26 protein-coding genes are annotated in these 21,755 nt (G+C 41.4%); 20 read left to right on the top strand and 6 right to left on the bottom strand.

From position 1 onward, the window contains the following. Positions 1 to 35 precede the first annotated feature (35 nt). The 4 genes from GWK08_RS09270 (at position 36) to GWK08_RS09255 (ending at position 2,322) form a co-directional block, all read left to right on the top strand. A complete protein-coding gene (locus GWK08_RS09270; RefSeq protein WP_163606687.1) occupies positions 36 to 578 on the top strand; it encodes an RNA polymerase sigma factor in 543 nt (180 codons plus the stop codon). Next, a complete protein-coding gene (locus GWK08_RS09265; RefSeq protein ID WP_163606685.1) occupies positions 566 to 1,129 on the top strand; it encodes a YciI family protein in 564 nt (187 codons plus the stop codon). The genes GWK08_RS09270 and GWK08_RS09265 overlap by 13 nt, the downstream gene beginning before the upstream one ends. Further along, complete coding sequence (locus GWK08_RS09260) at positions 1,129 to 1,638, top strand: DUF6265 family protein (protein WP_163606683.1); 510 nt, start codon at positions 1,129 to 1,131, stop codon at positions 1,636 to 1,638. Before GWK08_RS09265 ends, GWK08_RS09260 begins: the two co-directional genes overlap by 1 nt. A 240-nt stretch (positions 1,639 to 1,878) precedes the next feature. Continuing rightward, entirely contained in the window at positions 1,879 to 2,322 is a 444-nt protein-coding gene (locus tag GWK08_RS09255) for a cold-shock protein (RefSeq protein WP_163606682.1), read from the top strand. Here GWK08_RS09255 and GWK08_RS09250 read toward each other — a convergent pair whose 3' ends face one another. Continuing rightward, positions 2,323 to 3,018 carry a LytR/AlgR family response regulator transcription factor gene (locus GWK08_RS09250; protein WP_163606680.1) on the bottom strand — a complete coding sequence of 232 codons (696 nt, stop codon included), beginning with the start codon at positions 3,016 to 3,018 and terminating at the stop codon, positions 2,323 to 2,325. Further along, positions 3,015 to 3,824: a sensor histidine kinase gene (locus tag GWK08_RS09245; RefSeq protein WP_163606679.1), complete on the bottom strand. Its 810-nt coding sequence runs from the start codon at positions 3,822 to 3,824 to the stop codon at positions 3,015 to 3,017. Before GWK08_RS09245 ends, GWK08_RS09250 begins: the two co-directional genes overlap by 4 nt. A gap of 213 nt (positions 3,825 to 4,037) precedes the next feature. On the opposite strand from GWK08_RS09245, the gene GWK08_RS09240 reads away from it, so the two are divergent. Genes GWK08_RS09240 through GWK08_RS09230 form a run of 3 tightly spaced genes read left to right on the top strand, consistent with a single transcriptional unit; the run spans position 4,038 to position 6,405 of the window. Next, on the top strand, positions 4,038 to 5,150 hold the full coding sequence (locus GWK08_RS09240) for a serine hydrolase domain-containing protein (RefSeq protein WP_163606677.1): 1,113 nt from the start codon (positions 4,038 to 4,040) through the stop codon (positions 5,148 to 5,150). Continuing rightward, positions 5,151 to 6,059, top strand: a complete 909-nt coding sequence (locus tag GWK08_RS09235; RefSeq protein ID WP_163606675.1) for a M28 family metallopeptidase — start codon at positions 5,151 to 5,153, stop codon at positions 6,057 to 6,059. After that, positions 6,043 to 6,405, top strand: a complete 363-nt coding sequence (locus GWK08_RS09230; RefSeq protein ID WP_163606673.1) for a hypothetical protein — start codon at positions 6,043 to 6,045, stop codon at positions 6,403 to 6,405. The genes GWK08_RS09235 and GWK08_RS09230 overlap by 17 nt, the downstream gene beginning before the upstream one ends. On the opposite strand, the gene GWK08_RS09225 is transcribed toward GWK08_RS09230, so the two are convergent. After that, positions 6,406 to 7,545 carry a helix-turn-helix domain-containing protein gene (locus GWK08_RS09225; protein ID WP_163606672.1) on the bottom strand — a complete coding sequence of 380 codons (1,140 nt, stop codon included), beginning with the start codon at positions 7,543 to 7,545 and terminating at the stop codon, positions 6,406 to 6,408. 101 nt (positions 7,546 to 7,646) lie between these two features. Here GWK08_RS09225 and GWK08_RS09220 point away from each other — a divergent pair, with 101 nt between their 5' ends. Continuing rightward, positions 7,647 to 8,006 carry a DoxX family protein gene (locus tag GWK08_RS09220; protein ID WP_163606670.1) on the top strand — a complete coding sequence of 120 codons (360 nt, stop codon included), beginning with the start codon at positions 7,647 to 7,649 and terminating at the stop codon, positions 8,004 to 8,006. Positions 8,007 to 8,061: 55 nt separating this feature from the next. Continuing rightward, on the top strand, positions 8,062 to 8,322 hold the full coding sequence (locus GWK08_RS09215; RefSeq protein WP_163606669.1) for a DUF1456 family protein: 261 nt from the start codon (positions 8,062 to 8,064) through the stop codon (positions 8,320 to 8,322). Between the two features lie 68 nt (positions 8,323 to 8,390). Here GWK08_RS09215 and GWK08_RS09210 read toward each other — a convergent pair whose 3' ends face one another. Next, positions 8,391 to 10,130, bottom strand: coding sequence for a M14 family metallopeptidase (locus GWK08_RS09210; protein WP_163606667.1), 1,740 nt, complete (start codon positions 10,128 to 10,130; stop codon positions 8,391 to 8,393). A gap of 10 nt (positions 10,131 to 10,140) precedes the next feature. Then, complete coding sequence (locus GWK08_RS09205) at positions 10,141 to 11,760, bottom strand: M14 family metallopeptidase (protein WP_163606665.1); 1,620 nt, start codon at positions 11,758 to 11,760, stop codon at positions 10,141 to 10,143. A gap of 307 nt (positions 11,761 to 12,067) precedes the next feature. Between GWK08_RS09205 and GWK08_RS09200 the strand changes: the two genes are divergently transcribed. The 5 genes from GWK08_RS09200 to GWK08_RS09180 are packed head-to-tail and all read left to right on the top strand — an operon-like array spanning position 12,068 to position 15,687. Beyond that, complete coding sequence (locus tag GWK08_RS09200; RefSeq protein WP_163606663.1) at positions 12,068 to 12,598, top strand: RNA polymerase sigma factor; 531 nt, start codon at positions 12,068 to 12,070, stop codon at positions 12,596 to 12,598. A 2-nt stretch (positions 12,599 to 12,600) separates the two neighbouring features. Then, positions 12,601 to 13,386 (top strand): HEAT repeat domain-containing protein, encoded by a 786-nt coding sequence (locus tag GWK08_RS09195; protein WP_163607474.1) that lies wholly within the window; start codon positions 12,601 to 12,603, stop codon positions 13,384 to 13,386. Positions 13,387 to 13,414: 28 nt separating this feature from the next. Further along, on the top strand, positions 13,415 to 14,197 hold the full coding sequence (locus tag GWK08_RS09190; RefSeq protein WP_163606661.1) for a DUF4097 family beta strand repeat-containing protein: 783 nt from the start codon (positions 13,415 to 13,417) through the stop codon (positions 14,195 to 14,197). Between the two features lie 18 nt (positions 14,198 to 14,215). Further along, positions 14,216 to 14,935, top strand: a complete 720-nt coding sequence (locus tag GWK08_RS09185) for a DUF4097 family beta strand repeat-containing protein (RefSeq protein ID WP_163606659.1) — start codon at positions 14,216 to 14,218, stop codon at positions 14,933 to 14,935. Further along, positions 14,932 to 15,687, top strand: coding sequence for a DUF2268 domain-containing putative Zn-dependent protease (locus GWK08_RS09180; protein WP_163606658.1), 756 nt, complete (start codon positions 14,932 to 14,934; stop codon positions 15,685 to 15,687). Before GWK08_RS09185 ends, GWK08_RS09180 begins: the two co-directional genes overlap by 4 nt. A 64-nt stretch (positions 15,688 to 15,751) precedes the next feature. Here GWK08_RS09180 and GWK08_RS09175 read toward each other — a convergent pair whose 3' ends face one another. Beyond that, positions 15,752 to 16,213, bottom strand: a complete 462-nt coding sequence (locus tag GWK08_RS09175; protein ID WP_163606657.1) for a nuclear transport factor 2 family protein — start codon at positions 16,211 to 16,213, stop codon at positions 15,752 to 15,754. A gap of 300 nt (positions 16,214 to 16,513) precedes the next feature. On the opposite strand from GWK08_RS09175, the gene GWK08_RS09170 reads away from it, so the two are divergent. From GWK08_RS09170 to GWK08_RS09145, 6 genes are all read left to right on the top strand, one after another. Beyond that, positions 16,514 to 17,167, top strand: a complete 654-nt coding sequence (locus GWK08_RS09170) for a class I SAM-dependent methyltransferase (RefSeq protein ID WP_163606656.1) — start codon at positions 16,514 to 16,516, stop codon at positions 17,165 to 17,167. A 52-nt stretch (positions 17,168 to 17,219) separates the two neighbouring features. Beyond that, positions 17,220 to 17,840 carry a dioxygenase family protein gene (locus GWK08_RS09165; protein WP_163606655.1) on the top strand — a complete coding sequence of 207 codons (621 nt, stop codon included), beginning with the start codon at positions 17,220 to 17,222 and terminating at the stop codon, positions 17,838 to 17,840. Positions 17,841 to 17,935: 95 nt separating this feature from the next. Further along, complete coding sequence (locus tag GWK08_RS09160; protein ID WP_163606654.1) at positions 17,936 to 18,286, top strand: hypothetical protein; 351 nt, start codon at positions 17,936 to 17,938, stop codon at positions 18,284 to 18,286. A 73-nt stretch (positions 18,287 to 18,359) separates the two neighbouring features. Next, positions 18,360 to 18,815 (top strand): hypothetical protein, encoded by a 456-nt coding sequence (locus tag GWK08_RS09155; RefSeq protein WP_163606653.1) that lies wholly within the window; start codon positions 18,360 to 18,362, stop codon positions 18,813 to 18,815. Positions 18,816 to 18,955: 140 nt separating this feature from the next. Beyond that, positions 18,956 to 20,254, top strand: coding sequence for a Zn-dependent hydrolase (locus GWK08_RS09150; RefSeq protein WP_163606651.1), 1,299 nt, complete (start codon positions 18,956 to 18,958; stop codon positions 20,252 to 20,254). Between the two features lie 62 nt (positions 20,255 to 20,316). After that, positions 20,317 to 21,738 (top strand): pyridoxal phosphate-dependent decarboxylase family protein, encoded by a 1,422-nt coding sequence (locus GWK08_RS09145; RefSeq protein ID WP_163606650.1) that lies wholly within the window; start codon positions 20,317 to 20,319, stop codon positions 21,736 to 21,738. The last annotated feature ends 17 nt before the right edge of the window (positions 21,739 to 21,755 follow it).

Raw genomic sequence — 21,755 nt, 5'->3', positions numbered from 1 at the left:
AGCTTTAAAGCACTTATTAGTAAACAGCCTTTAAATTGAACAAAAAAGAGGATAAGCTTATTCAGGAATTTTTAAAGGACAGGAGTAGCAGCAATTTTCTAAACCTGTACAATCTTTATAATGGCTCACTTATGCGTCTGGCAATGTATTTTACCAGGAACAAAAGAGAGCTGGCAGAAGATATATTGCAGGAAAGTTGGATAACCGCTGTTAAAAAGCTCGACACCTTTAAGGGAACCTCTTCCTTTAAGACCTGGATGACCGGGATCCTGGTCAATAAGTACAGGGAGAGTAACCGGAAATTTAAAGAGGAGGTCCGTTTGGAGGTCATTCATCAACAGGAACAATATCATCCGTCAGACAACCTGGCCATCGACTTGAAAAATGCCATTTTTCAGTTACCGGACGGATACAGGGAAATACTCACCCTGTACGATATTGAAGGCTATAAACACAAGGAGATCGCTGCTGCACTCCGGATTTCAGAAGGAACCAGTAAGAGCCAGTTATTTCAGGCCAGGAAATCAATGCGCGCTTTACTAGAAGGATATAAAAAAAACAAGCAATGGAAGAGTTAAGACCGGAAGAGCTAAAAGCGATGGAACAACTTTCCAGGGAACGCTTTGATACCGAAAGGTTAGATAAAAGGATAATAGAAGCCCTCCACGAGGAAGGCTTGTTAACGGAAAAAACTAAAAAAATGAACACTAAAAAATATGTGCTGCAGATAGCAGCTTCAATCGCACTTTTAATTTTTGGATATTTTATCGGGAAGTACCAGACAGATACTGTTCCCGGCCAGGATTCGGCAATGAATAAATACGCATTGTTTCTCTATGAGAATGATGAATTTGCTGCCGAAGACATAGAAAAACTGGTAACCGAATACAGGAACTGGGCCATTGAACTCGGAGAACAGGGAAAACTGGAAGCTGCTGAGAAACTGGATGATTTTAATGATTACTGGCTAGGAAGCAACAGTGTTCAGAATACCACCAGTAAACTTACGGGATACTTTATTTTTTACGCCAAAGACTTTGAAGAGGCTAAGGAGATCGCTAAGACTCACCCGCATACTATTTATGGCGGTGGCCTTGACCTGAGGCCTATCGATAAAATTGAAGAATAATGAAAACAACCTTCTATTATATTACTGTTTTATTCATCACTCTTAATACTGCCTTTTGTCAGAATACAATGAGTCTCACAGAGGGGCAGCTTTCTCCAAAAGGCAGTTTAAGCGATATTTCATGGATTGAAGGCCATTGGCGAGGAGAGGCTTTTGACGGAATAACAGAAGAAATATGGTCGCCACCCCTGGGAAATTCGATGATGTGTGTTTTTAAGCTGCTGGTAAACGGGAAAGTATCTTTTTATGAAACTGTGATCATCCTTGAAGAAAAAGGAACTCTTATACTGAAGCTGAAGCATTTTGACAAAGATCTGAAGGGATGGGAGACAAAAGATGAAACCGTCGATTTTCCATTGGTAAAAGTTGACGGGAACAGGGTCTTTTTTGATGGTCTCACCTTCGAAAGGGTACATAAGGATGAGATCAATGTATATGTAGTGCTTTCTTCAAACGGGAAAGAAGAAGAAGTAACGTTCAATTATAAAAGGTACTCCGGTCACAAATAACTATCAAAATCTTTATTTTTCTAAGGATAAACTCCTGTTATTGAGTTTAGTATAAAAGAGCTGTGATTTAAGCCATTAATTGTTGTACCTTTACAGCACGGTATCGTATAAATAACTTCATGTAACTCCCGGATATAGCTTCTACCGGTTTTGTTTGAAAAAAGCAGTTCAGCTTTTATGTGTTTCTGCGAATTCCTCACCGTTTTTGAACGGTTTTTAGTTTATTTTAATTATTACTGAATGGCAAAATCCCAGCAAAGTTTTGGCAAAAAAGAAAGAGAAAAAAAACGCCAAAAAAAGAGAGAAGAAAAACAACTTAAAAAAGAGCAGCGAAAGGCTAATCCCAAAAGCAGCCTTGACGACATGATAGCCTATGTCGATGAATATGGCTTTGCTACAGATACTCCACCGGATCTGTCAAATAAAGAGGAGATCGATCCTTCTACCATTCAGCTGGGTGTTCCTAAAAGGGAAGAGGAAGAAGAAGATCCTGTTAAAAAAGGAAAAGTGGCCTTCTTTAATGATTCCAAGGGCTACGGTTTTATTCAGGAGCAGGAAACCGGAGAAAAATACTTTGTACACATTAATGGCACCCTCGAAGATATCAGGGAAAACGATAAGGTAAGCTTTGAACTGGAACAAGGCAAGAAAGGCCTGAACGCGGTTCGTGTAAAAAAGATCTGATCAGGAATACAACCTGTTTACATTAGCTCTGTAGGTTTGCCCTATGGGGATGGAATGATCTGCAATCTGGATCCTGTTTCCTTCTATAAGCTTTATTTTCGGAAGTGAAACCACAAAGGATTTATGTACCCTTATAAATATTTCTGTCGGAAGCAATTCCTCAAAATCGGAGATCTTCTGAAGTGTCAGGATCATCTCATCATGGAGGAATACCTTGCTGTAGTTGCCATGGGCCTCAATAAAGAGAATATCATCAAGGGAAACCTGATATTGCTTTTTATCTCCTTTGATAAAAATACGTTTGTTGAATGGATCCGGTGATTGAGCGGAAATTGAAAGGTTCTCTGCTTTGTTCAGGGCGGCCTTATTAATTGCTTTGAGGAAGCGCTCAAAGGAAAAGGGCTTTAAAAGATAATCACATACATCGAGTTCATAACCTTCCAGAGCAAATTCCTTATAGGCCGAAGTGACGATCACCCGTGGACTGTTCTGCAGGCTCCGAAGCATTTCAAAACCGGAAAGCCCCGGCATATTGATATCGAGGAAGAGAAGATCTGCAGTTTCCTTCTGAAGCAATTGCATCCCTTCAAAGGCATCATAACAATTTCCTGCCTTCTGCATCTGAGGCAACTTCCTGCAATAACCCTCAATAATTCGGTGCGCTATAGGTTCGTCATCTATAATGATATATCTCATTGTTCTAAGTCCAGAATTAAACCGGTTTTGTAAATATCGTCTTCCGTAAACACATTGAATTCATGCTTTTTAGGGTATATAAGCTCCAGTCTTCGTTTAAAGTTCCTGAGTCCTATTCCTGTACTGTCATTTTTGATATTGGGATCAAAATTGTTAGTCGTTTTAAAGTGTAATTTATGGTTTCGGACATAGAGTTTTATATCGATAAAGGCATTATCCCTTAATTTCTCTATTCCGTGCTTAAATGCATTCTCCACTAATATAATCAATAAAAGAGGTGCCAGAAAATAGGTATTCTCTTTATCGGTCTCTACCTCAAAATCGATCTTTACATTCTTCTGATAACGTATTTTATGGATCTCTATATACTGCTCCAGGTATGCAATCTCATCCGCCAGGGAAACCTTGGATTTTTCTCCCTCATAAATGGTATAACGCATAATGTCTGAGAGCTTGAGGATCACTTCCGGTGCTTTTTCCGATTTCTCCACTACAAGCCCGTAAAGGTTATTCAGGGTATTAAAGAAGAAATGAGGATCTATCTTATTTTTTAATATAGCCAGTTCGGCTTCTGTCTGTTTGTTTTTAAGCAGACGGTACTCCTTCCAGACAGAAAATAACCAGGAAAAGACCACATAGGCCAGGCTAAGTATAAAAATGATCTGAAATACCAGGAAATAGATATCATAAACGGCTGATTCGGACTGTTCTCCCAGCATCTTAAACCTGGTCATGCCGTAAAAGGACAAGAGAAGAAGAACAGAGGGGATAATAAGGCGATAATTTTTCCTGATAAAATTGATCATAACTCAAAAATACGTTTTTGAATAGGCAGACAAAACTAATTTGACAAACAATACCACTTAAATGTCCAACATGGGTGTTTTAATGACGAATCGGGGTTTGGCCTGATTTTAATGCTTTCTGCAAGTCATTTAAGGGTATTGATCATAAAAATTATAAGAAGGTGGATAAGGAGGATAGGTTTGCTGTATCATTTAACCTAAAACCGATTTGATATGAAAAATTATATCTTGTGTTTTTGTTTGATACTTAGTGTATCCGGAATAGCACAAAATACTGATTCAGTCTCAGAATTCGCAGAATCCCTGGATCGGGAACTACCAAAAAGACTGGCAGAAAAGAACGTTCCCGGGATGGCCATTGCTGTCATGCATAAGGGAAAGATCATCTATAAAAGGGGTATAGGCCTGGCAAACGTCAGTATCCGGGAAAGGGTAACTCCCGAAACCGGTTTTAATATCGGTTCTATCTCCAAACTGTTTACCGCCTGGGGCGTGATGAAATTGGTACAGCAAGGGAAGATAGTACTCGATGCTCCCGTAGAAAACTATTTAAGCCGATGGAAACTTCCTGCGGGGAAATTCGATAGTAAAAAGGTAACGGTAGCTTCGCTTTTAAGCCATACGGGCGGGATCTCGGTTCACGGTTACCCCGGATTTCCTCCGGAAATGGAACTGCCCAGCCTGGAAGAGTCTCTGAACGGGGTGAACGGCCCGGTACGCGCCAATGAAAAGGTAGAGATCATTCTGGAACCACAAACCAAACTCAAATATTCAGGTGGTGGTTACACCATTCTTCAGTTGATGATAGAAGAAGTGAGCGGGATGCCGTTTAGCACTTATATGAAAAGAGAGGTCTTCAGGCCCCTGAAAATGAGAAATACCAGCTTTGTTCTGAGTAAAGGGATATTAAAGAAATCTTCCTTGCCCTATGATGAAAAAGGAGAAGAGATCTACCTGGAACGCTTTACAGCACAGGCTGCAGCCGGACTCCATACCAACCTGGAAGACCTCCTGACTTTCGTTAAAGCTAATTTTCACGGCAGTGAGGTATTGTCCAGAAAGGTGATCGACAAAATGCGGGAGCCTCTCCCAATAACCAAAGGTTTCTACGGACTCGGATATCTTCATTATTCGTTCGGAGGGATTGACCTTCACGGGCATACAGGTTCTAATACGGGTTGGGAATCGGCTTTATTGCTGGATTTTAAGACCAGTAGCGGAATAATTATGCTCAGTAATGGTTCGGAAGGAGAAGATGTGTTGAAAGGGACACTCAGGCAATGGGTAAAGTGGAGATCTGCATTAAAAACAGAGAAAACAAAATAGATGAGATCGATTTTAATATTCATTAGCTGTTGCGTATCCTTTGGCTTGTCCGCTCAGCATACGACTGAAGTAGAAGCCCTTCAAAAAGATATGCTTGCCAGGCTTACAGGGCAAAAAGAACTCTTTGCAGGGAAAAATATCTATTTACATCAACGAAGTAAGTCTTTCGAAAGGGAATTAAGCGCCACTTTCTTATTCGAGTCCCTGCTGAGGAGCGGTTTGAAGAGTGGGAAACACCATTACCGGAAGTCTAATAAATATATTTTTCTGGACCTTATTTTTAAGCCGGTAAAGGGCGTTAATGTGTACGGTATCCTGCCTGCAACGGTTCCGACTGAGGAATACGTGATCTTTGGAGCTCACTACGATTCGGAACCGGGAAGCCCCGGAGCTATTGATAATGCTACGGGAGTAGCTTTGAATTATGCGGTGATCCGCCAATTGTCGAAGCTTAAAGAACGTAAAGTCAATTTTATGGTGGTATTCTTCGATCAGGAAGAAGATGATGAGATAGGTAGCAGGGAATTTGCCAAAAAACTGAAGGAGGATGGAAAGATAGTGCATTCAGTACACACTTCCGATCTGGTAGGCTGGGATGAGAACGGGAACAGGGCGGTAGAACTGCAATCGCCGGCACCATTCCTGGAAAAACTGTACCGGACGGAAGCTGCTGCTCTGGGTATTCCGGTCCATATCACCAAAGGAGCTTCTTCAGACAATCGTTCCTTTCTGGCGGAAGGCTTTCCAACCATAGCGATTTCCGAAGAATTCTTTAAAGATGACAGCACTCCATATATCCATACAGCAGAAGATACATATAGCACAGTAGATTTTGGATATCTGGCTTCCGTAACGGAACTGGTATACCGTGTAATGAAAAAAATAGCCGCAGATGAGAACAGAGAATAAGTATCATTATTTACTGTATATAAGCTTTATACCGATCGTTATAAATGGATTTATATACCTGATAATAGGAAGCTTCTTTCCCTTGCTGGTAGCTCTGATCCTTACGCTTACGCTGATGTATTCGGTTAATGATAATCTGAAATGGAAGTTCCGGGCGGTAAAATACTGGGGAATACTACTTCTTCTCTACAGCCTGCTCAGGATCTGCTTATCGGTATTGATCCTGATAGACGGTTCCGGTGTAGAGGCCTATATCAAAGATCAGCTGAATAGCTGGTTTCATATACAGACCTTATTTTTCCTGATCTGCGGATGGGTACTTGTAAAAAAGAGAAGGATGCTCTGATCATTCAGGCTTCTTCAGAACAGAATTATGATATTCTTTAGGACTGCATTGCATTTTCTTTTTAAACGCCCTGTTAAAAGTGCTTTTGCTGTTAAAACCCGAATCATAAGCCAGGCCGGTAAGCGTAGTATTCTTGAGATATCCGTTCCGGATCTTTTCCAGGGCGAAATCGATGCGGTGCCCGTTGATGAAATTAAAAAAGTTCTGTTGGTATTCCTGATTGATAAGCTGTGAAACGATATAGGGCTGTGTATCCATTCCGGATGCGAGCTGATGCAAATTGAGTTCCGGGTCGAGATATATCTTCTCCTCCCGGATCAGTCGCTGGAGCTTTTCTTTAAGCTCACCGGAAGCTGAATCAGACAGGGGAGAGGTTTTATACTTTTGCTCTTCTTCATAGATCCCTGATACGATCTCAGGCTGTTTCCACATTCTAATTATAATACTCAGGATAAGTACAGCTGTAAGGCTTAAAAAAAGAAAATCGGCTGTATTGTTGATCTCGTAATACCCTCCGGAAACGATCAGCAGATACATTGCAATGATCAGGGCAGCAAAGGAAGAACATATCCATAAAAGCTGCTTCATCCATTTTAAATTGATCCGTGTCTGGGAAGAATAATATCGTTTTAGTCCCTTTTCATACCTGGCTATCAGTTTCTTTGAATATATAAGATAGCTGAGCAAATGGATCAGCTGAAGGCAGACAAAAGTGACGAAGAAGATCTTTAGCAGCAGTATATTATTAACCTCCTTTATTTCTGTCCTGTAAAAAAACAAGCCCAGCATAAACAAAGTAGTCAGTACCGCCGGTAAAAAGTGTTTCCATACCCGGCTGAACGGAGTTTTTTGTCCGGTCAGGTTTTTAATATGCAGGTAAACGGCAGGCCCGATAAGATAAAGCACTCCCTGAGAAATAAAATACAGAAAGGGTTGTAACCTGGGAAAGGTTTCAGAATAGACCGATTGCCTTAATACGAGAACTGCCAGAACCGCTATAAGCAGCGCCAAGTATTTGTTAGCGGACAAATTCCCTCGTTTATTCACCAGCAGAAAGTAAGCCCATACAATACCCAGCAATCCGCAGAAAAGCAAAATAGTCTGACCGCTTAACGGGGTTTTCTGAAGCAAATAGATCATTTTTTATGTGTCAGTTTATAAAGTGATAGCAATACCAGGTCGTCAGCATATAAATTTAGACAAACTAATCACAAAAAATAAGTATTTATAAAATTTAGCTTATGAAGAACAAGGTTAAAAAAGTAGTTACGTGGGTTTTACAGATCCTTCTGGGATTGGAATTTATTCTTGCAGGACAGGCCAAGTTTACACGGCCGGATGTTTGGGCCCGGGAGTTCAGGGACTGGGGATATCCCGATAATGTACATTATATAATCGGGGGACTGGAACTGATAGGTGCGGTTCTGATCTTCTTCCCGAAATTCGCTTCCAAAGCAGCACTCGGACTCGGTATTATAATGTTGGGAGCTGCTGTTACTCATCTGCTGCATCAGGAATGGAGCAGGGTAGTAGTTACCCTCATTCTTACCGGCTTGCTGAGTCTGGTTTATTTCCTGAGGAAGGGAAATACTGCCGATTAGAAGGGAAAAGCGCTAATTGTTCTTTTTTCCATTCGAAAATATCTAGTTTTGCAGCATGGGATTAACAAACAACGATATTTTTAAAAAACTCAGGGTAGCGCATAAGCTACGTGATGAAGACATTGTAAATATCTGTGCCTTGGCAGATTTTAAAGTGTCTAAAAGTGAGATCAATGCATTTTTCAGAAATGAAAAGCATCCGAAATATATGGAATGCGGAGATCAGATGCTCCGGAATTTCCTCAACGGACTCATTATCCATCTCCGGGGGCCAATGCCCCAAAAGGACGGAGGTGCCAAAGAAAAGAAAGGATAAACTTCAGACCATACAAAAACGGGAGCACATGAAAAACTCCCGTTTAGGTCAGAAAGATTGGAATTTAGTTAAAGAGATTTTCTGATCAAACCTCCTTTAGCACTGTCAATAGTGACAGTGAGTTTTCCCCCTCCTTTAACGATCCAGCGCACTTTAACTACACTGTTTCCGGGGATATTGTTAACTCTTATCTTTTCAGGATTTACTTTCTGCTCGGTGGTCACGTTAAAATCTTCGTTATTAACGATCATTCCGGCAACGACTTTTCCTCCTGAAAGCGAGATATAGTCTGGTCTTTCAATTTTGTATTTAAGGTCCTGACTGGCATGCGTAGGCATTAACCTGTCATTCTTAATAACCGCTGTAATTTCCCTTAATCCGCCACCCAGCGACTTCTCTTTAATGTCACTTACAGACAGGTGTGGCATATGATAGGCGTGATAGAAGGTAAATACCATGTTTCTATGCGCCTCTTCTTCCAGTAAAAAGCCGGGAGTTGCTCTTCCGACATTCTTCTGAAAGCCTCCGATCTCTATTTCTCCGTAGGTAGGGTGATCATATTTCTTCCAATTGGTAAAACCATCGCCTAACAACAGATCCTTATTGGCTTTGTAAACCTGATCCCGTCCGCCATTCGCCTTTTTATAGTAGGCAAAAGCAGTAAAGATCTCATTGGTAAAGGTATAGATCCCGCGAGATCCGTAGAACCAATCGAGCTCTCCTCCAAATACGGAATAAAGATCTTTATAAACCGTCAGGTAGCGGTATCCGGGTAGTATTTCTTCTCCTTTTTTCCCAATGGCATCGTAAATACGAACATCGGCTCTGTTATAGGTAGCCACATCTTCCTGTGCTCCGGGTCCTCTGAGGATCATTCCTCCCGAATTGTGAAAACTCTGAGCTCCGGCTATATTCGGATGTTTAAGGACAAAATCGGCTACAGCACGGGTTTCCGGTGCCGAAAAAGGATATTTATAAGCTCCTCTCTGGATATAATCGGGTTGCCATTTCCATCCCCAATCCCTGTTGGGGTCGTAGTAACCGGGTCTGTCTTCATTTACCCTTCCGTCGCCATCATTATCCAAACCTTCTGAACCCAGAAACTCATAACGCTGAGCAGTAACTACATCGTCAGGACCGATCTGTATCATTCTCCTTGGGTCACGGGGATCGATGATCATATTCCCGTTAGGATTTTTTCTTCTCATTGTAGTGATGGACCCGTCGCCATCAAGATCGTCAAAACCATCTTCATCAAAAAGCCCGTCGCTATCGTCATCCAGAGCAATCAGACCTGCCCTTGGACTATGAGGTGTATTGGCTTCCTTCATATAGTGGTTACGTGCATCAGGATTAATGGTAGGGACGATATAGAATGTCCTGTCCTTCAGCATTTCCCTGATATACTCGACATCTGCAAAGCTCTCTGTTAAATACCATGCGGTATAAATACATATTTCCCCTCCCTGGATCTCATTGGAGTGGATATTTCCGTCTACATAAAAAGCCGGTTTTCTATCGGCATCTCCCACCGAATAATCGGTAATAGCCAGCATCCATATATCTCTTCCTTCAGTAGACTTTCCGATCGATTGCCTTTTAACCAGGTTGGGGTAAGCGTCTGCTATCTTTTTGCCCAATGCCGCCAGGCCTTCTGCCGTGTAGTATTTATTGAAAGATATCTTTACTTTAGGGTTGTGGGGTGAACCTGCTGCCCTGAACACATCGTTTGAGCTTTGCCCTAAGATAACAAAGGGACATAGGAGGTAAAGAACGAGGGCTGCGGTTATATATTTAAATGATTTCATCTTTTTCGGATTAAAGCTTGATGGTTAATTTTTCGGTTCCTGCCTGGGGAGCTCCGGCCTGAAGCTCAACATTTCCTTTGCCTTTGATCAGCCAGCTCAGGTGAATGGTCCCGTCTTCTTTTACAACATCTATCAACTGGCGTTTCTGACCGGATATGATTTCCTGGCCTCTTGCCATATTAAGGACAACGTTTATTTTCCTCAACCACCTGGATCGTGTTCCCATTTCCGTATGGGTAGGGATAAGTCCCTGGTTGTACAGATCCACACTGATCCTGGTTAATCCGGAACCTACGTCTTCTGTTTTGAGGTTCTTAAGGCTTAAGGAAGGTTGCATTTTTGCTATCTCCAGTACAAAATCGGTATGTTTCTTTGCAATATCATCTACCATTGCGTAGGGAGGATTCAGCATTTTAAAAGGAACGATCCCACCGACTTCCACTTTTTGATTCGGGAAATCCGGGTGCTGTATCTCTTTCCATTCAACAAACACATCCTGTATTCCTTCTTTCTCAGCCCACTTTAAGAAGTTGAGCTTAGGATTTTTAGTAGCCTTGTTTAAAGAATCTCCTTTAAACTCGGGCACCCACCATCCCGGTGTACTCATGGCCAGTTTCCCGAAGTGAAAATAAGACCATTCAAAAAAGCCTCCGCCTTTAGCAATGGATCCGGGAGCATTTTTAGGAGGGACGATCTTATTATATGTATCCGAAAGGAACTTGTTTAAAGCCTCGTCCTTCTTTAGAACACTGGTCACCACTCGTTTTTTGGCATTGGCAGCATTGTACTTAAGAGGTTTGGACAGGTTATTAGCCGGTCCGAAGCTAAGTACTCCGTAGATATTCCATCGCTCATACAGGAAGTCCAGTAACGCTCTGTTCTCTTTTTCGGAAACAGGATGTTCTCCTGCTCCGGGAGTGAAATACGGGAATTTATAGGTCAGGTTTTTATTGAAGATGACACCACCTTCACCGTCTTCATTAAATTTTCCGTCCTTATCGTTATCTATTCCTTCGGTAAACACTTTGTGCGTTCCGTTTTCTCCTTTTTTGGTGTTGGCCTTAACCATAACCCTGTTATCTTCGGAGAACATCTTATAATCCCCTGTAGGATCTTCAACACGGATAAGGGTTATCAGCTTGTCGTTGTTCAGGTCTTCAAAACCGTCTTCATTTACTGTACCGTCTCTGTCATCATCTGTTTTGCGGGCATTTCCCTTGCGCTCGTACTTCAATTGTCTGAAGTATTGTTCCGTAGCATCAGGGCTCATATTAGGGAAAATGTAAAAAGTAGTGTTCTTCAGAACATCCTTATGCTCATTTAAAATGTTCTCTGCCAGTTTTAGCGACAGTTCCACACTTAAAAGGCGGTTTCCTTCCAGGCCTCCAACGATCGCCAATGCAGGTTTGTCGTCGGCCGGACCGTCAGAAAGGGTTAGTGCCCAAATATTCTTGTTACCGGTAGTGGTAGCCAGAGATTTCAGGGAAGCGTTGGCTCCGTGCCTTGAAGCAAGGGTCCGGAGAGCGCTGTTAACCTGATCTGTATTTCGGTATTCCTGTTGGGAAAATAAGGTAAACTGACCTGACAGGGCGAAGTATCCGGCCAGGAGGAGTAAAAATCTCAATTTCATGTTTTAGCTTAAGTTAGTTTTCGAGGGCTGAAGGTACTATTTATATAGACAGATTGTTCCAATATTAAGTTTTTTTTAAGAAAGCGGAGCGTGTTAAAAAAGAAGGCGGACAAAATTGTGCCCGGAACAGGAGTGACTCTCTCTAAACAGCTGAAAATAAAGAGATGAAAGCTGTGTTTTTTTGTATATTTTTAAGCAGATTCAATTGATGGAGTACTGATAAGGTCAAAAAAATTAATTTTTTTTCGGCTGTTTTGTAACGCTTTTGAATTTTAAGACTATATACTATTAAAACCTGCCAAAAGAATTGAAAACGCTAAGTGATGAAGATCTGATGCATGAGGTTTCCAGGGGTAATCTGGACACCATGAGCTTTCTGTTTGAAAGGTACCATATGCGTGTTTTTAATTTTTTGTACAAAATGTGCGGCGACAGGGATTTAAGCGAAGATCTTACACAGGATGTTTTTTATAAGGTGATAAAGTATAAGGATTCCTATAACGGAGGTAAATTTTCCTCCTGGGTGTATACCATAGCCAGAAACGGACTTTCCAATTACTATCGCACCAGGAAGGAAGACAACAGTAAGCTGGAGGAAGTCATGTATAAGCTGGGAGAGGAGTACATTGAAGAAGAAAGCGGGGAGGAGATAGCTCATCTCCACAGAATGATCAACAAACTAAAGCCTAACGATAAGGAACTCCTGGTACTGAATAAGCTACAGGGCATCAGATACGAGGAATTGGCCGAAATAACCGGAAATACTGCCGGAGCGGTTAAAGTAAAGGTGCACAGGGCAGTTAAAAAATTAAAAGAATTTTATTTTCAAAAAATATAAAAATGGATTGTAAAGAGATAGAAAAATACCTGATAAGCTATGCAGAAGGAGTTCTTGATACATCCTTAAGCACAGAGATAGAGAAGCATTTGACTTCCTGTGAATCCTGTCGCAAAGAACTCCAGGAGATCGAATTCCTGTTTGAGTTATTACAAAAGGATAAGGAGATTGAGCCCTCGGAAAAACTTCGTAGTGGTTTCTATCAGATGCTGGAGCGTGAAAAGCAGGAGCAATCCGCTGTTATTCCCCTGCAAAGGGAAAAGAGTTTTAGCTGGAAACCCCTGATGAGGATCGCAGCTACTATTGCACTGATCATTTCAGGTTATTATTTCGGAAAATATCAGCAAAACAAACTGGGACAGGAACAATTAGCCACTCTGAACACTGAAAAACAGGAAGTAGAAAAGACCATGATGCTGGCGCTGTTGGAAAATGAATCTGCCAGCAAACGTGTTCAGGGAGTAAATTATATAGAAGAAATCTCGGATGCCAATACCGAGATCATCCAGGCATTGATCAAGCGTATGGATTATGATGAAAATATCAACGTACGTCTGGCAGCTGTGGAAGCACTGGGGAATTTCTCAGATTCTGAGCTGGCACGTAAGGCCTTGATCAATTCACTGGAATATCAGGAAGTAGCGGAAGTACAGATCGCTATCATACAGATTTTGGGTAATTTCAAAGAGCAGCGCGCAATTAAACCCATGGAAAAGCTCTTGGAAAAGGAAGACGTTCCACCCTTTGTAAAAGATCAGATACGACTGCAACTCCCTAATTTGGCTTAAGTTAATTATGAATCAAAAAACAAACATTATGAAACGTGCAATTATAGCATTGATCTTTTCCATGTGCATGGTATTTGCCCAGGCACAGGACAGCGATAATAAGGTGGAATACACCCATTCCTTACAGGGAGTGAGCTGGGTAAAAATAAGTTCCTCAGCTACCGTAACTGTAAAAACCCATAACAGCAGTGAGATCCTTATAAGAAGCAAGAAGCCGGAAAAAAGACCGGATAAAGCCAGAGGCCTTAAGGCTATCTATGCTGCCGGAGATGATAACACCGGAATTGCTTTCTATGTACAAAAGGAGGGAAGCGACCTGATCGTTAAGAACCTTAAGAATGGAAATCGCGGGAAAGTAGAGATCTTCCTGCCTAAAGGTCAGAATGTATCCGTCATGAGTACCGGTCTGGGGCATATCAATATTAGTGGTTTCAGTTCGGAGATCGAAGCTAATTCGGGTAGTGTGGGAAGGTTAAGCATTAAAGATGTTACCGGTCCTATTACAGCTACTTCCTCTACGGGGGATATTGAGGTGATCTTTAGTAGTGTAAATCAATCTTCACCTATTTCCATTACCACTTCTACTGCCGATGTGGATGTTACCATGCCTGCAAATACCAGGGCAGATCTGAAAATGACTTCCAGTATGGGAGATATCTATACCAATTTTGATATAGATCTTCCCAAAACCGATAAAGACGGTCTTAAGCGTCTGGCAGGAGGGCAGAAAGCAGTCGGTAAAATCAATAACGGGGGCGTACAGATCAGCCTGCGTTCTTCAACAGGAGATATCTATCTGAGAAAAAAGTAATCTAAAAAAACACGACAAATGAAAAATATGATAATAGCGATCGCATTTTGCGTGATCGCCTGGACGGCCAATGCCCAGAAAGTAGTAGAAAGAACCTTCAATGCGGGCGGAAAGACAGAATTGAAACTCAATGCCAAATTCGGAGATAATATAAAACTGGAGAGCTGGGATAAAAATGAAGTTTACATTAAGGCAACCGCCAGCCTTAATGAAGGAGAAGACGACGATTACTTTAATCTTGACATAGACGAGAGCAGCTCGATCATTGAAATTGAAGAGGATTACGGTAATTTCTTCGAGGAGCAAAAGAAGAAATACAAAAAGAAGGATAAGGACGGGAAAACCATCTATGAATACAATACCAAAATGGATATTGAGTATGTGGTGTATGTACCCAGGAATATGAGAGTTAAACTAAAAAGTATTTCCGGTTCTACTGTGGTTGAAAAGTATACCGGAGATCTTACTGTGGATTTCATCAGCGGGGATATTGAAATTAAGCAATACAACGGGAACCTGAATATTAAGACCATAAGCGGGGACATTGATGTGTATATCGACAGGGCTTATTGTGTAGCTGAAACCTTTTCCGGGACTATCTACTCCGACGAGAGAATGAGCTTTACAGCAGATAAGAGAAGAAGCTTCGGGCAAAAAGTAAAAGGAACCATAGGAAGCAGTGACAAAACGCTTAAACTTAACTCCCATAGCGGGAATATTTATCTCAGAAAGCAGTGAAACTAATAAAATACCTTTTTGTCGGGCTGGTTTTATCCCTTGCAGCATGCATGGGATCAGCCTCCGACAAAGCCAAAAATGCTGTTGAAGAAGAAAAGACTAGCTCACTTACCATTAATTTTGATGATGAGAGTCAGGGTTTTAGCGAAAAAGAAAAAGAGCTTATTTCTGCCAGGGCAGGAAAGGTCGAACAGGAACTTAGGGAACTCTTAAGTGAATTACCGCAAAAAGTGGAACTTCACTTTGTAAAAGTAGACAGGGACCTTAGAGTTGTGGGGGGAATATCCGGACGGGCTGAAAACCCAGAGAGAATAGTGATTGAGATCTCGGCAATTTATCCGAACGGAACAATTGCAGCGATCAATAAATCCCTTGCCGGTACACTTTATCATGAGTTTCACCACCTGAACAGGGGTTGGACTATAGAGGGAAATAAATTTGGCCCCGGAATAGCAATAGCTGTTATTAACGAAGGACTGGCGTGTATCTTTTCGGAAGAGTATACGGGTGATATCAACGAAGCAGATATCTATCCGGAAAACGTTAACGAATGGGCACTGGAGATTCTGGAACTGTCTGTAAATGCTAATTACGGTCACTGGATGTTTGATCATCCCGATGGTAGGCAGGCCATTGGGTATAAAACCGGCCGGTATATTATACATCAAGCCCTTAAGAATACAGGGAAGAGCATACTTGAGCTAAGTGAATACAGCCCTGATAAAATATGGGAATTGGCTAAGGTGAAATAAACCAATATAGTGATGATTTCTGTTTAATGTAAAAGAAAACGCCCTCTGGAAGGGCGTTTCTTGTTTAATAATCTTTAGCTGAATATTTCGGAGGTGACTGCCAGAGAACATTAACGATCATCCATTTTCCGTCCTCCTTCATAAGGTTCATATAATCGATCCCCCATACGGCTGTTACCTTGGCAATAGCCGTTTTATCGGATACCTCAAAGATCTCCACTTCTCTCGGAGAAGATTCATCTGCCCGGCTTCCGTCTTTGTTCCATTTCTCTGCAAGAGCGATAAGCTTATCGAAAGGCATTTCCAGTTGTTTGGAATATTCCCCTCTTTCCTTGTTCATATAAAATCCCGTTTTGCGCAGGCTTTTGTGAACACTGCGATGAGCAAGAGAAGTATCGGCCTTGTAAAAAGTGTCTATATAATCATAACAGGCAGCCTTAACGGCCTCTATATCCGCCTTTTTGTCCTGGGCAGATAGTGTTGTTGCTAATAAAAAAATAAAGCTGAGTAAAAGTGTATTTTTCATGGTTTCAGTTGTTTATACCAATAAAGTTATCTTAAATTTTGAGCAAAGGGATTAAAATATTGTTAATGTTTTAACTATTTAACACTTCATGCTCCTGTTTGATCAACTGAATTTTTCGAGCAAAAACTGTTTAAACTGAGAGCCTATGGGGAGTTTATTTTCTCCAATACGGACATACTCAGAATTCACTTCATCTGCATGGTAGCATTTTAGCCCCGAGCTGTTCGGTAAAACAAAATATTGAGATTATTTTAACTATAACAAAACTTCCATGCCCCTAAATTTTAATAACTTAGGAGTATGGAAAAGCTTTTTAAACCAGTATTGCTCTTTGTTTTCATTCTTTCCCCGCTTTGGGGAATTGCTCAGTATTCCGAATACGAATGGAAAGAAAGAGACAGCTGGATGGATGTAGCCGGTATTATGGAACTGGCGGGCATAGAGAAGGGGACGGCGGTGGCCGATATCGGTTGTCATGAAGGCTATCTAAGCATACATCTGGCCCGAAAAGTGGGAGAGAGCGGTAAGGTATACGCAGTAGATGTAAGACAGGACAGGCTGGATAAACTAAAAGAGAACCTCAAAGAGCGAAACCTTAAAAATGTAAAGGTGATCCTTGGCGATTACGATAATCCCAAATTAAAAGAGAACTCTCTGGATGCGGTTGTTATTATGGATACCTACCATGAGATGAGAGATTATATGGAGATCCTCAAACACGTAAAAAAAGCTCTTAAACCGGATGGGAGGATACTTATCCTGGAGAAATTCAAGCATTATACACGAAATAAAAGCCGGGAGCATCAGACGGATGCTCACACCCTGGCGTCCAAATATGTAAAGAAAGAGCTGGAAGACAGCGGATTTAAAATAACCAAAGAAGTTAAGGATTTCGGAAAATGGAACAATGAGTCAGATAAAACTATCTGGATATTGGTGGGAGTGAAAGCCTGAAACCAAGGGATGTTCATTAAAATGCATACTTATAACAATCTAACTATTTATCATGAGACATCTTCTCTTTTTGATATCGTCTCTCCTTATTATTTGCTCCTGCAATTCTCAATCTTCAGGAAAGGCCAAAGTAGGAGGGCCTTGCGAAGGTTGCGAGGCAGTACATGAATACGGAGATATGAAACTGGCATCTGTAGATACACTACCGGGATATCACACCAACACCCCTAAAATGAAAATAAGCGGAACCGTTTTTAAAAAGGATGGAAAGACACCCGCAGAAAATGTGATCCTCTATATCTATCACACCAATCGTAAAGGGATCTATGAGACCCGCGGAGACGAAAAAGGCTGGGCAAGAAGGCACGGATATATCCAGGGATGGGTAAAAACCGGTCCGGACGGGAAATACACCTTTTACACCTTCCGGCCTGCAGCTTATCCGAACGGAAGGGAGGCTGAGCACGTTCATATTGTGGTCAAGGAGCCAGGTAAAAATGAATATTATCTCGACAGTTATGTTTTCGACGACGACCCATTACTGAGTAAGGATAGAAGAAAAAGACTAAAGGAAAGGGGAGGTTCAGGCCTTATCTGGTTAAAACAACAGGGAAATCTTTTAATTGCTGACCGGGATCTTATTCTGGGTAAAAATATCCCAAACTACAAATAGCTGTTTGTTAGATATATAGTTGCCAGAGCCAAATATATTTATAAATTTGCAGGGCCTGAAATAAAAAACAGGTTGGATTGTTAACTCTGATACATATGTGTCTTCCGTCCCTCAAACACAATTTAACTAAAGTAATACTTTCGATATTATTTCTTATTCTCTTATTTAACAAGGGGATAGCAAATTCTATTGAAACAGATTACTCTTCCTCAGAAGTTATTTCCCTACCGGACGAGAACGGAACTCAGGAATTCAATCTTATAGAGTATACATTCGAAGAAGCAGAGCCGGAAAGCGAAGAAGATCCTTCAGTTCATCTGAAGCCGTTAAGAACTTCCGAATGCAACAGCGGGAATACCGCTGTAAATCAAAACCTGGAAAACAGCCCTTCCCCTTCAAAAAATCGGTTTTACATTATTTATTGTTGCTTAAAGGTCTATCCGTAGATACTATTTCAAACTAGACATCCCTTTATCTTTTTGACTTAATCAGTTTTTATAAGTTGAAATAATATCTAATATGAAATCCTTTATACATAAATATAAATACATCATTATTGGTGCAGTAATTTCTATAACCGGTTACCTCTACAGCCTGAAAAATAATATCAACCTAACCGACCTGGCTCATAAATACCTTCACTTTATTGAAAAATACGAAGTAGACCTTGCTTTTTGGGTATTAATACTTGTTTTCTTTGTTTTCCTTAACCTGATGAGTTTACAAAAGAAAAACAGCTTTGCGGAAAAACGCAAAATATACCTCTCCATGCTCTACGCCAGTAATCATATCCTCAGGAATCTGCTGAACCAGATCCAGATCATACGTATTGAGGCAGGGGAAGACCTTAATTTCGACAGGGAAACCCTTAAGATGTTTGATGAAAGCGTGGAAGAAGCGGAACTGCTGATCTCCAGGCTCTCTGAAGTAAAAAACATTGACGAAGACACTATACATGAATCGATCAAAGCTTAAATACCGATCGGTATGTGATTGGAATTCCCCGTTTTCAGTGATAGAAGAAAGGGAGTTTCCGTAATAAACTAAGAGCTTCACTCTTAAATGCTTATAAAAGTGTATTTTAGTAGTACTTATCAACTATAAATACACTTTTTATGTTTTCAAGATTTTTTCTGGCACTCGCATTCCTTTCATTTAGCTGGTGCCAGGCGTTTCAGGATAATTCTCCAAAGGTAAATCAGCAAAGGCTGGAAGCGACCATTTTTGAACTGGCAAAGTTCGGACGGAATGAAACCGGAGGAACGAGCAGGGTAGCCTTTAGTCAGGCCGATCTGGAAGGCAGGAAATACGTGATCGAATTGATGAAAAAAACCGGACTGGAGGTAAGCGTAGACTTTGCAGGGAATATTATCGGCAGAAGAAAAGGGAAAGACCCTTCCAAAAAACCCATTGCTTTCGGATCTCATATAGATACGGTTCCTGACGGAGGGAATTACGATGGTTGCGTTGGATCTATGAGTGCTATTGAAGTTATGCAGACCCTCTTTGATAACGGGATTGAGACCGATCATCCCCTGGAACTGATCATCTTTTCCAACGAAGAAGGCGGACTTATGGGAAGTCGTGCTCTTGCCGGGAAATTAGGAGAGGATGCGTTAAGGGTTGTCAACAGTACAGGTTTTACAATGAGAGAAGGGATCAGTATCCTGGGAGGCGATCCTGCCCGTCTTAAAGAAGTGGAAAGAAAAAAAGGCGATCTGGCTGCTTTCCTCGAGTTGCATATAGAACAGGGAGGTATCCTCGATCAGGAAAAGATACAGATTGGTGTGGTAGAAGGTATAGTGGGGATCAACTGGTGGGATGTAGAGATCGATGGCTTTGCCAATCATGCGGGAACAACTCCTATGAATATGCGTCGGGATGCACTTTTAGCTGCTTCGGAATTTGTTATTGCCGTTAATGAAGTAGTAAACAGTTTTGAAGGAAGTCACGTAGGGACCGTAGGGCGAATTAAAGCCTTTCCGGGAGCTCCGAATGTTATTCCCGGGAAAGTGGTATTAAGTCTTGAAATAAGGGATCTGTCGTCGGAAAAGATCGCAAAGGTATTCGAAGGGATCAAGTCAAGAGCCGAAAAGATCGCTAAAGCCTCGGGAACTACCATATCCTTTAATGCTCTTGATGCCACCGGAGAGCCCGCTCTGACCGATAGCTTTATAAAAAGTAAAATAGCTCAGTCTGCAAAGGAACTGGGACTTTCTTTTAAGAATATGCCAAGTGGAGCAGGTCACGATGCCCAGGACATGGCTGTACTGACTCCTACGGGAATGATCTTTGTTCCGAGTAAAGGAGGTATAAGTCATTCTCCCAAAGAATTCACTTCTGCCGAAGATATGGCAAACGGCGCTAATGTCTTGTTACGCACGGTCCTTACTTTAGACAGGGAACTGAAATAATTAATGAGGGTTTATCTTCAAAAAATCTCCTTAGATTTGTTTTGAAAACTAGACTACAATAAATGGATACCAAAGAATTTAGGGAACAGGCACATAAAATGGTGGACTGGATGGCTGATTATCTTGAAAATATAGAACAGTATCCGGTTAAAAGCGGCGTAAAACCACGCGAAATATACGATCAGATAGAGATGCTCCCACCATCGGAAGCACAGGCAATGGAGCAGATATTCGGCGATTTTGAAGAGAAAATAATTCCGGGGATAACACATTGGCAACATCCTAATTTTCATGCTTACTTTCCTGGAAACAACAGTTATCCTTCGGTTTTGGCCGAAATGCTTACCTCTACCATCGGAGCACAGTGTATGATCTGGGATACTTCTCCGGCTGCTGCCGAGCTGGAAGAGAAGATGATGGAATGGCTTAGACATTTACTGGGATTACCGGCTAACTGGACCGGAGTTATACAGGATTCCGCTTCTTCAGCTACCCTGGCTTCTATTCTTACGGCAAGAGAAAAGTATTCGGAAGGAGATATAAATACCAAAGGTTTTGAAGGATATACCAATTTCAGGATCTATTGCTCTGAAGAAACACACTCTTCGATTGATAAGGCCGTGAAAATTGCAGGGATAGGAATAAACAACCTGGTAAAGATCGGAACAGATGCAGAAATGGCCATGCAGCCGGAATTGCTCAGGGAAGCAATAAAACAGGATATAGAAAAAGGGTATAAACCTTTATGTGTTGTAGCCACCCTGGGAACCACGGGTACTACGGCTATTGATCCGCTGGAAGCCATTGCAGGGATCTGTAGGGAGCATGGCGTTTGGCTGCATATCGATGCCGCTTATGCCGGTACCGCCCTTGCTCTGGAAGAATACCGGTGGATGATAAAGGGAATTGAACATGCAGATAGTTTTGTGTTTAACCCGCATAAATGGATGTTTACCAACTTCGATTGCTCTGCGTATTATGTAAAAGACAAACAGGCTTTACTGAATACTTTTGAGATCCTTCCTGAATATCTCAGAACCAAAGTAGATCAACAGGTAAATAACTACAGGGACTGGGGAATACCTTTGGGAAGAAGGTTCCGTGCCCTTAAATTGTGGTTTGTCATGAGATCTTACGGGGTTTCGGGTATCCGAAGCCGTCTCAGAGAGCATCTGACAATTACAAAGCAACTGGCCTCTAAAATGACGGAGCATCCGGCTTTTGAATTATTGGCGCCTGTAAATTTCAACATGCTATGTTTTCGCCATAAACCGGAAGGAATGCCGGAAGAAGAGTTGGATACTCATAATGAGGAACTACTTCAACTCCTCAATAATTCGGGAAAAGTTTATATGACACATACCAGGATAAAAGGCAATTACGCTTTGAGAATGGCTATCGGACAGACCTATGTTCAGCAAAAGCATATAGATAATGCCTGGGAGTTGATCCAAAAAACGGCTTTTTCGTTAAAAACGGTTTAAAGTCTTTACGGCTAATA

This window comes from Leptobacterium flavescens (assembly GCF_010671605.1).
In the GTDB taxonomy this organism is placed as follows: Bacteria; Bacteroidota; Bacteroidia; order Flavobacteriales; family Flavobacteriaceae; genus Leptobacterium; species Leptobacterium flavescens.
Note: the sequence above shows the minus strand (reverse complement) of the source record. Positions and strands in the feature narration are given on the sequence as shown.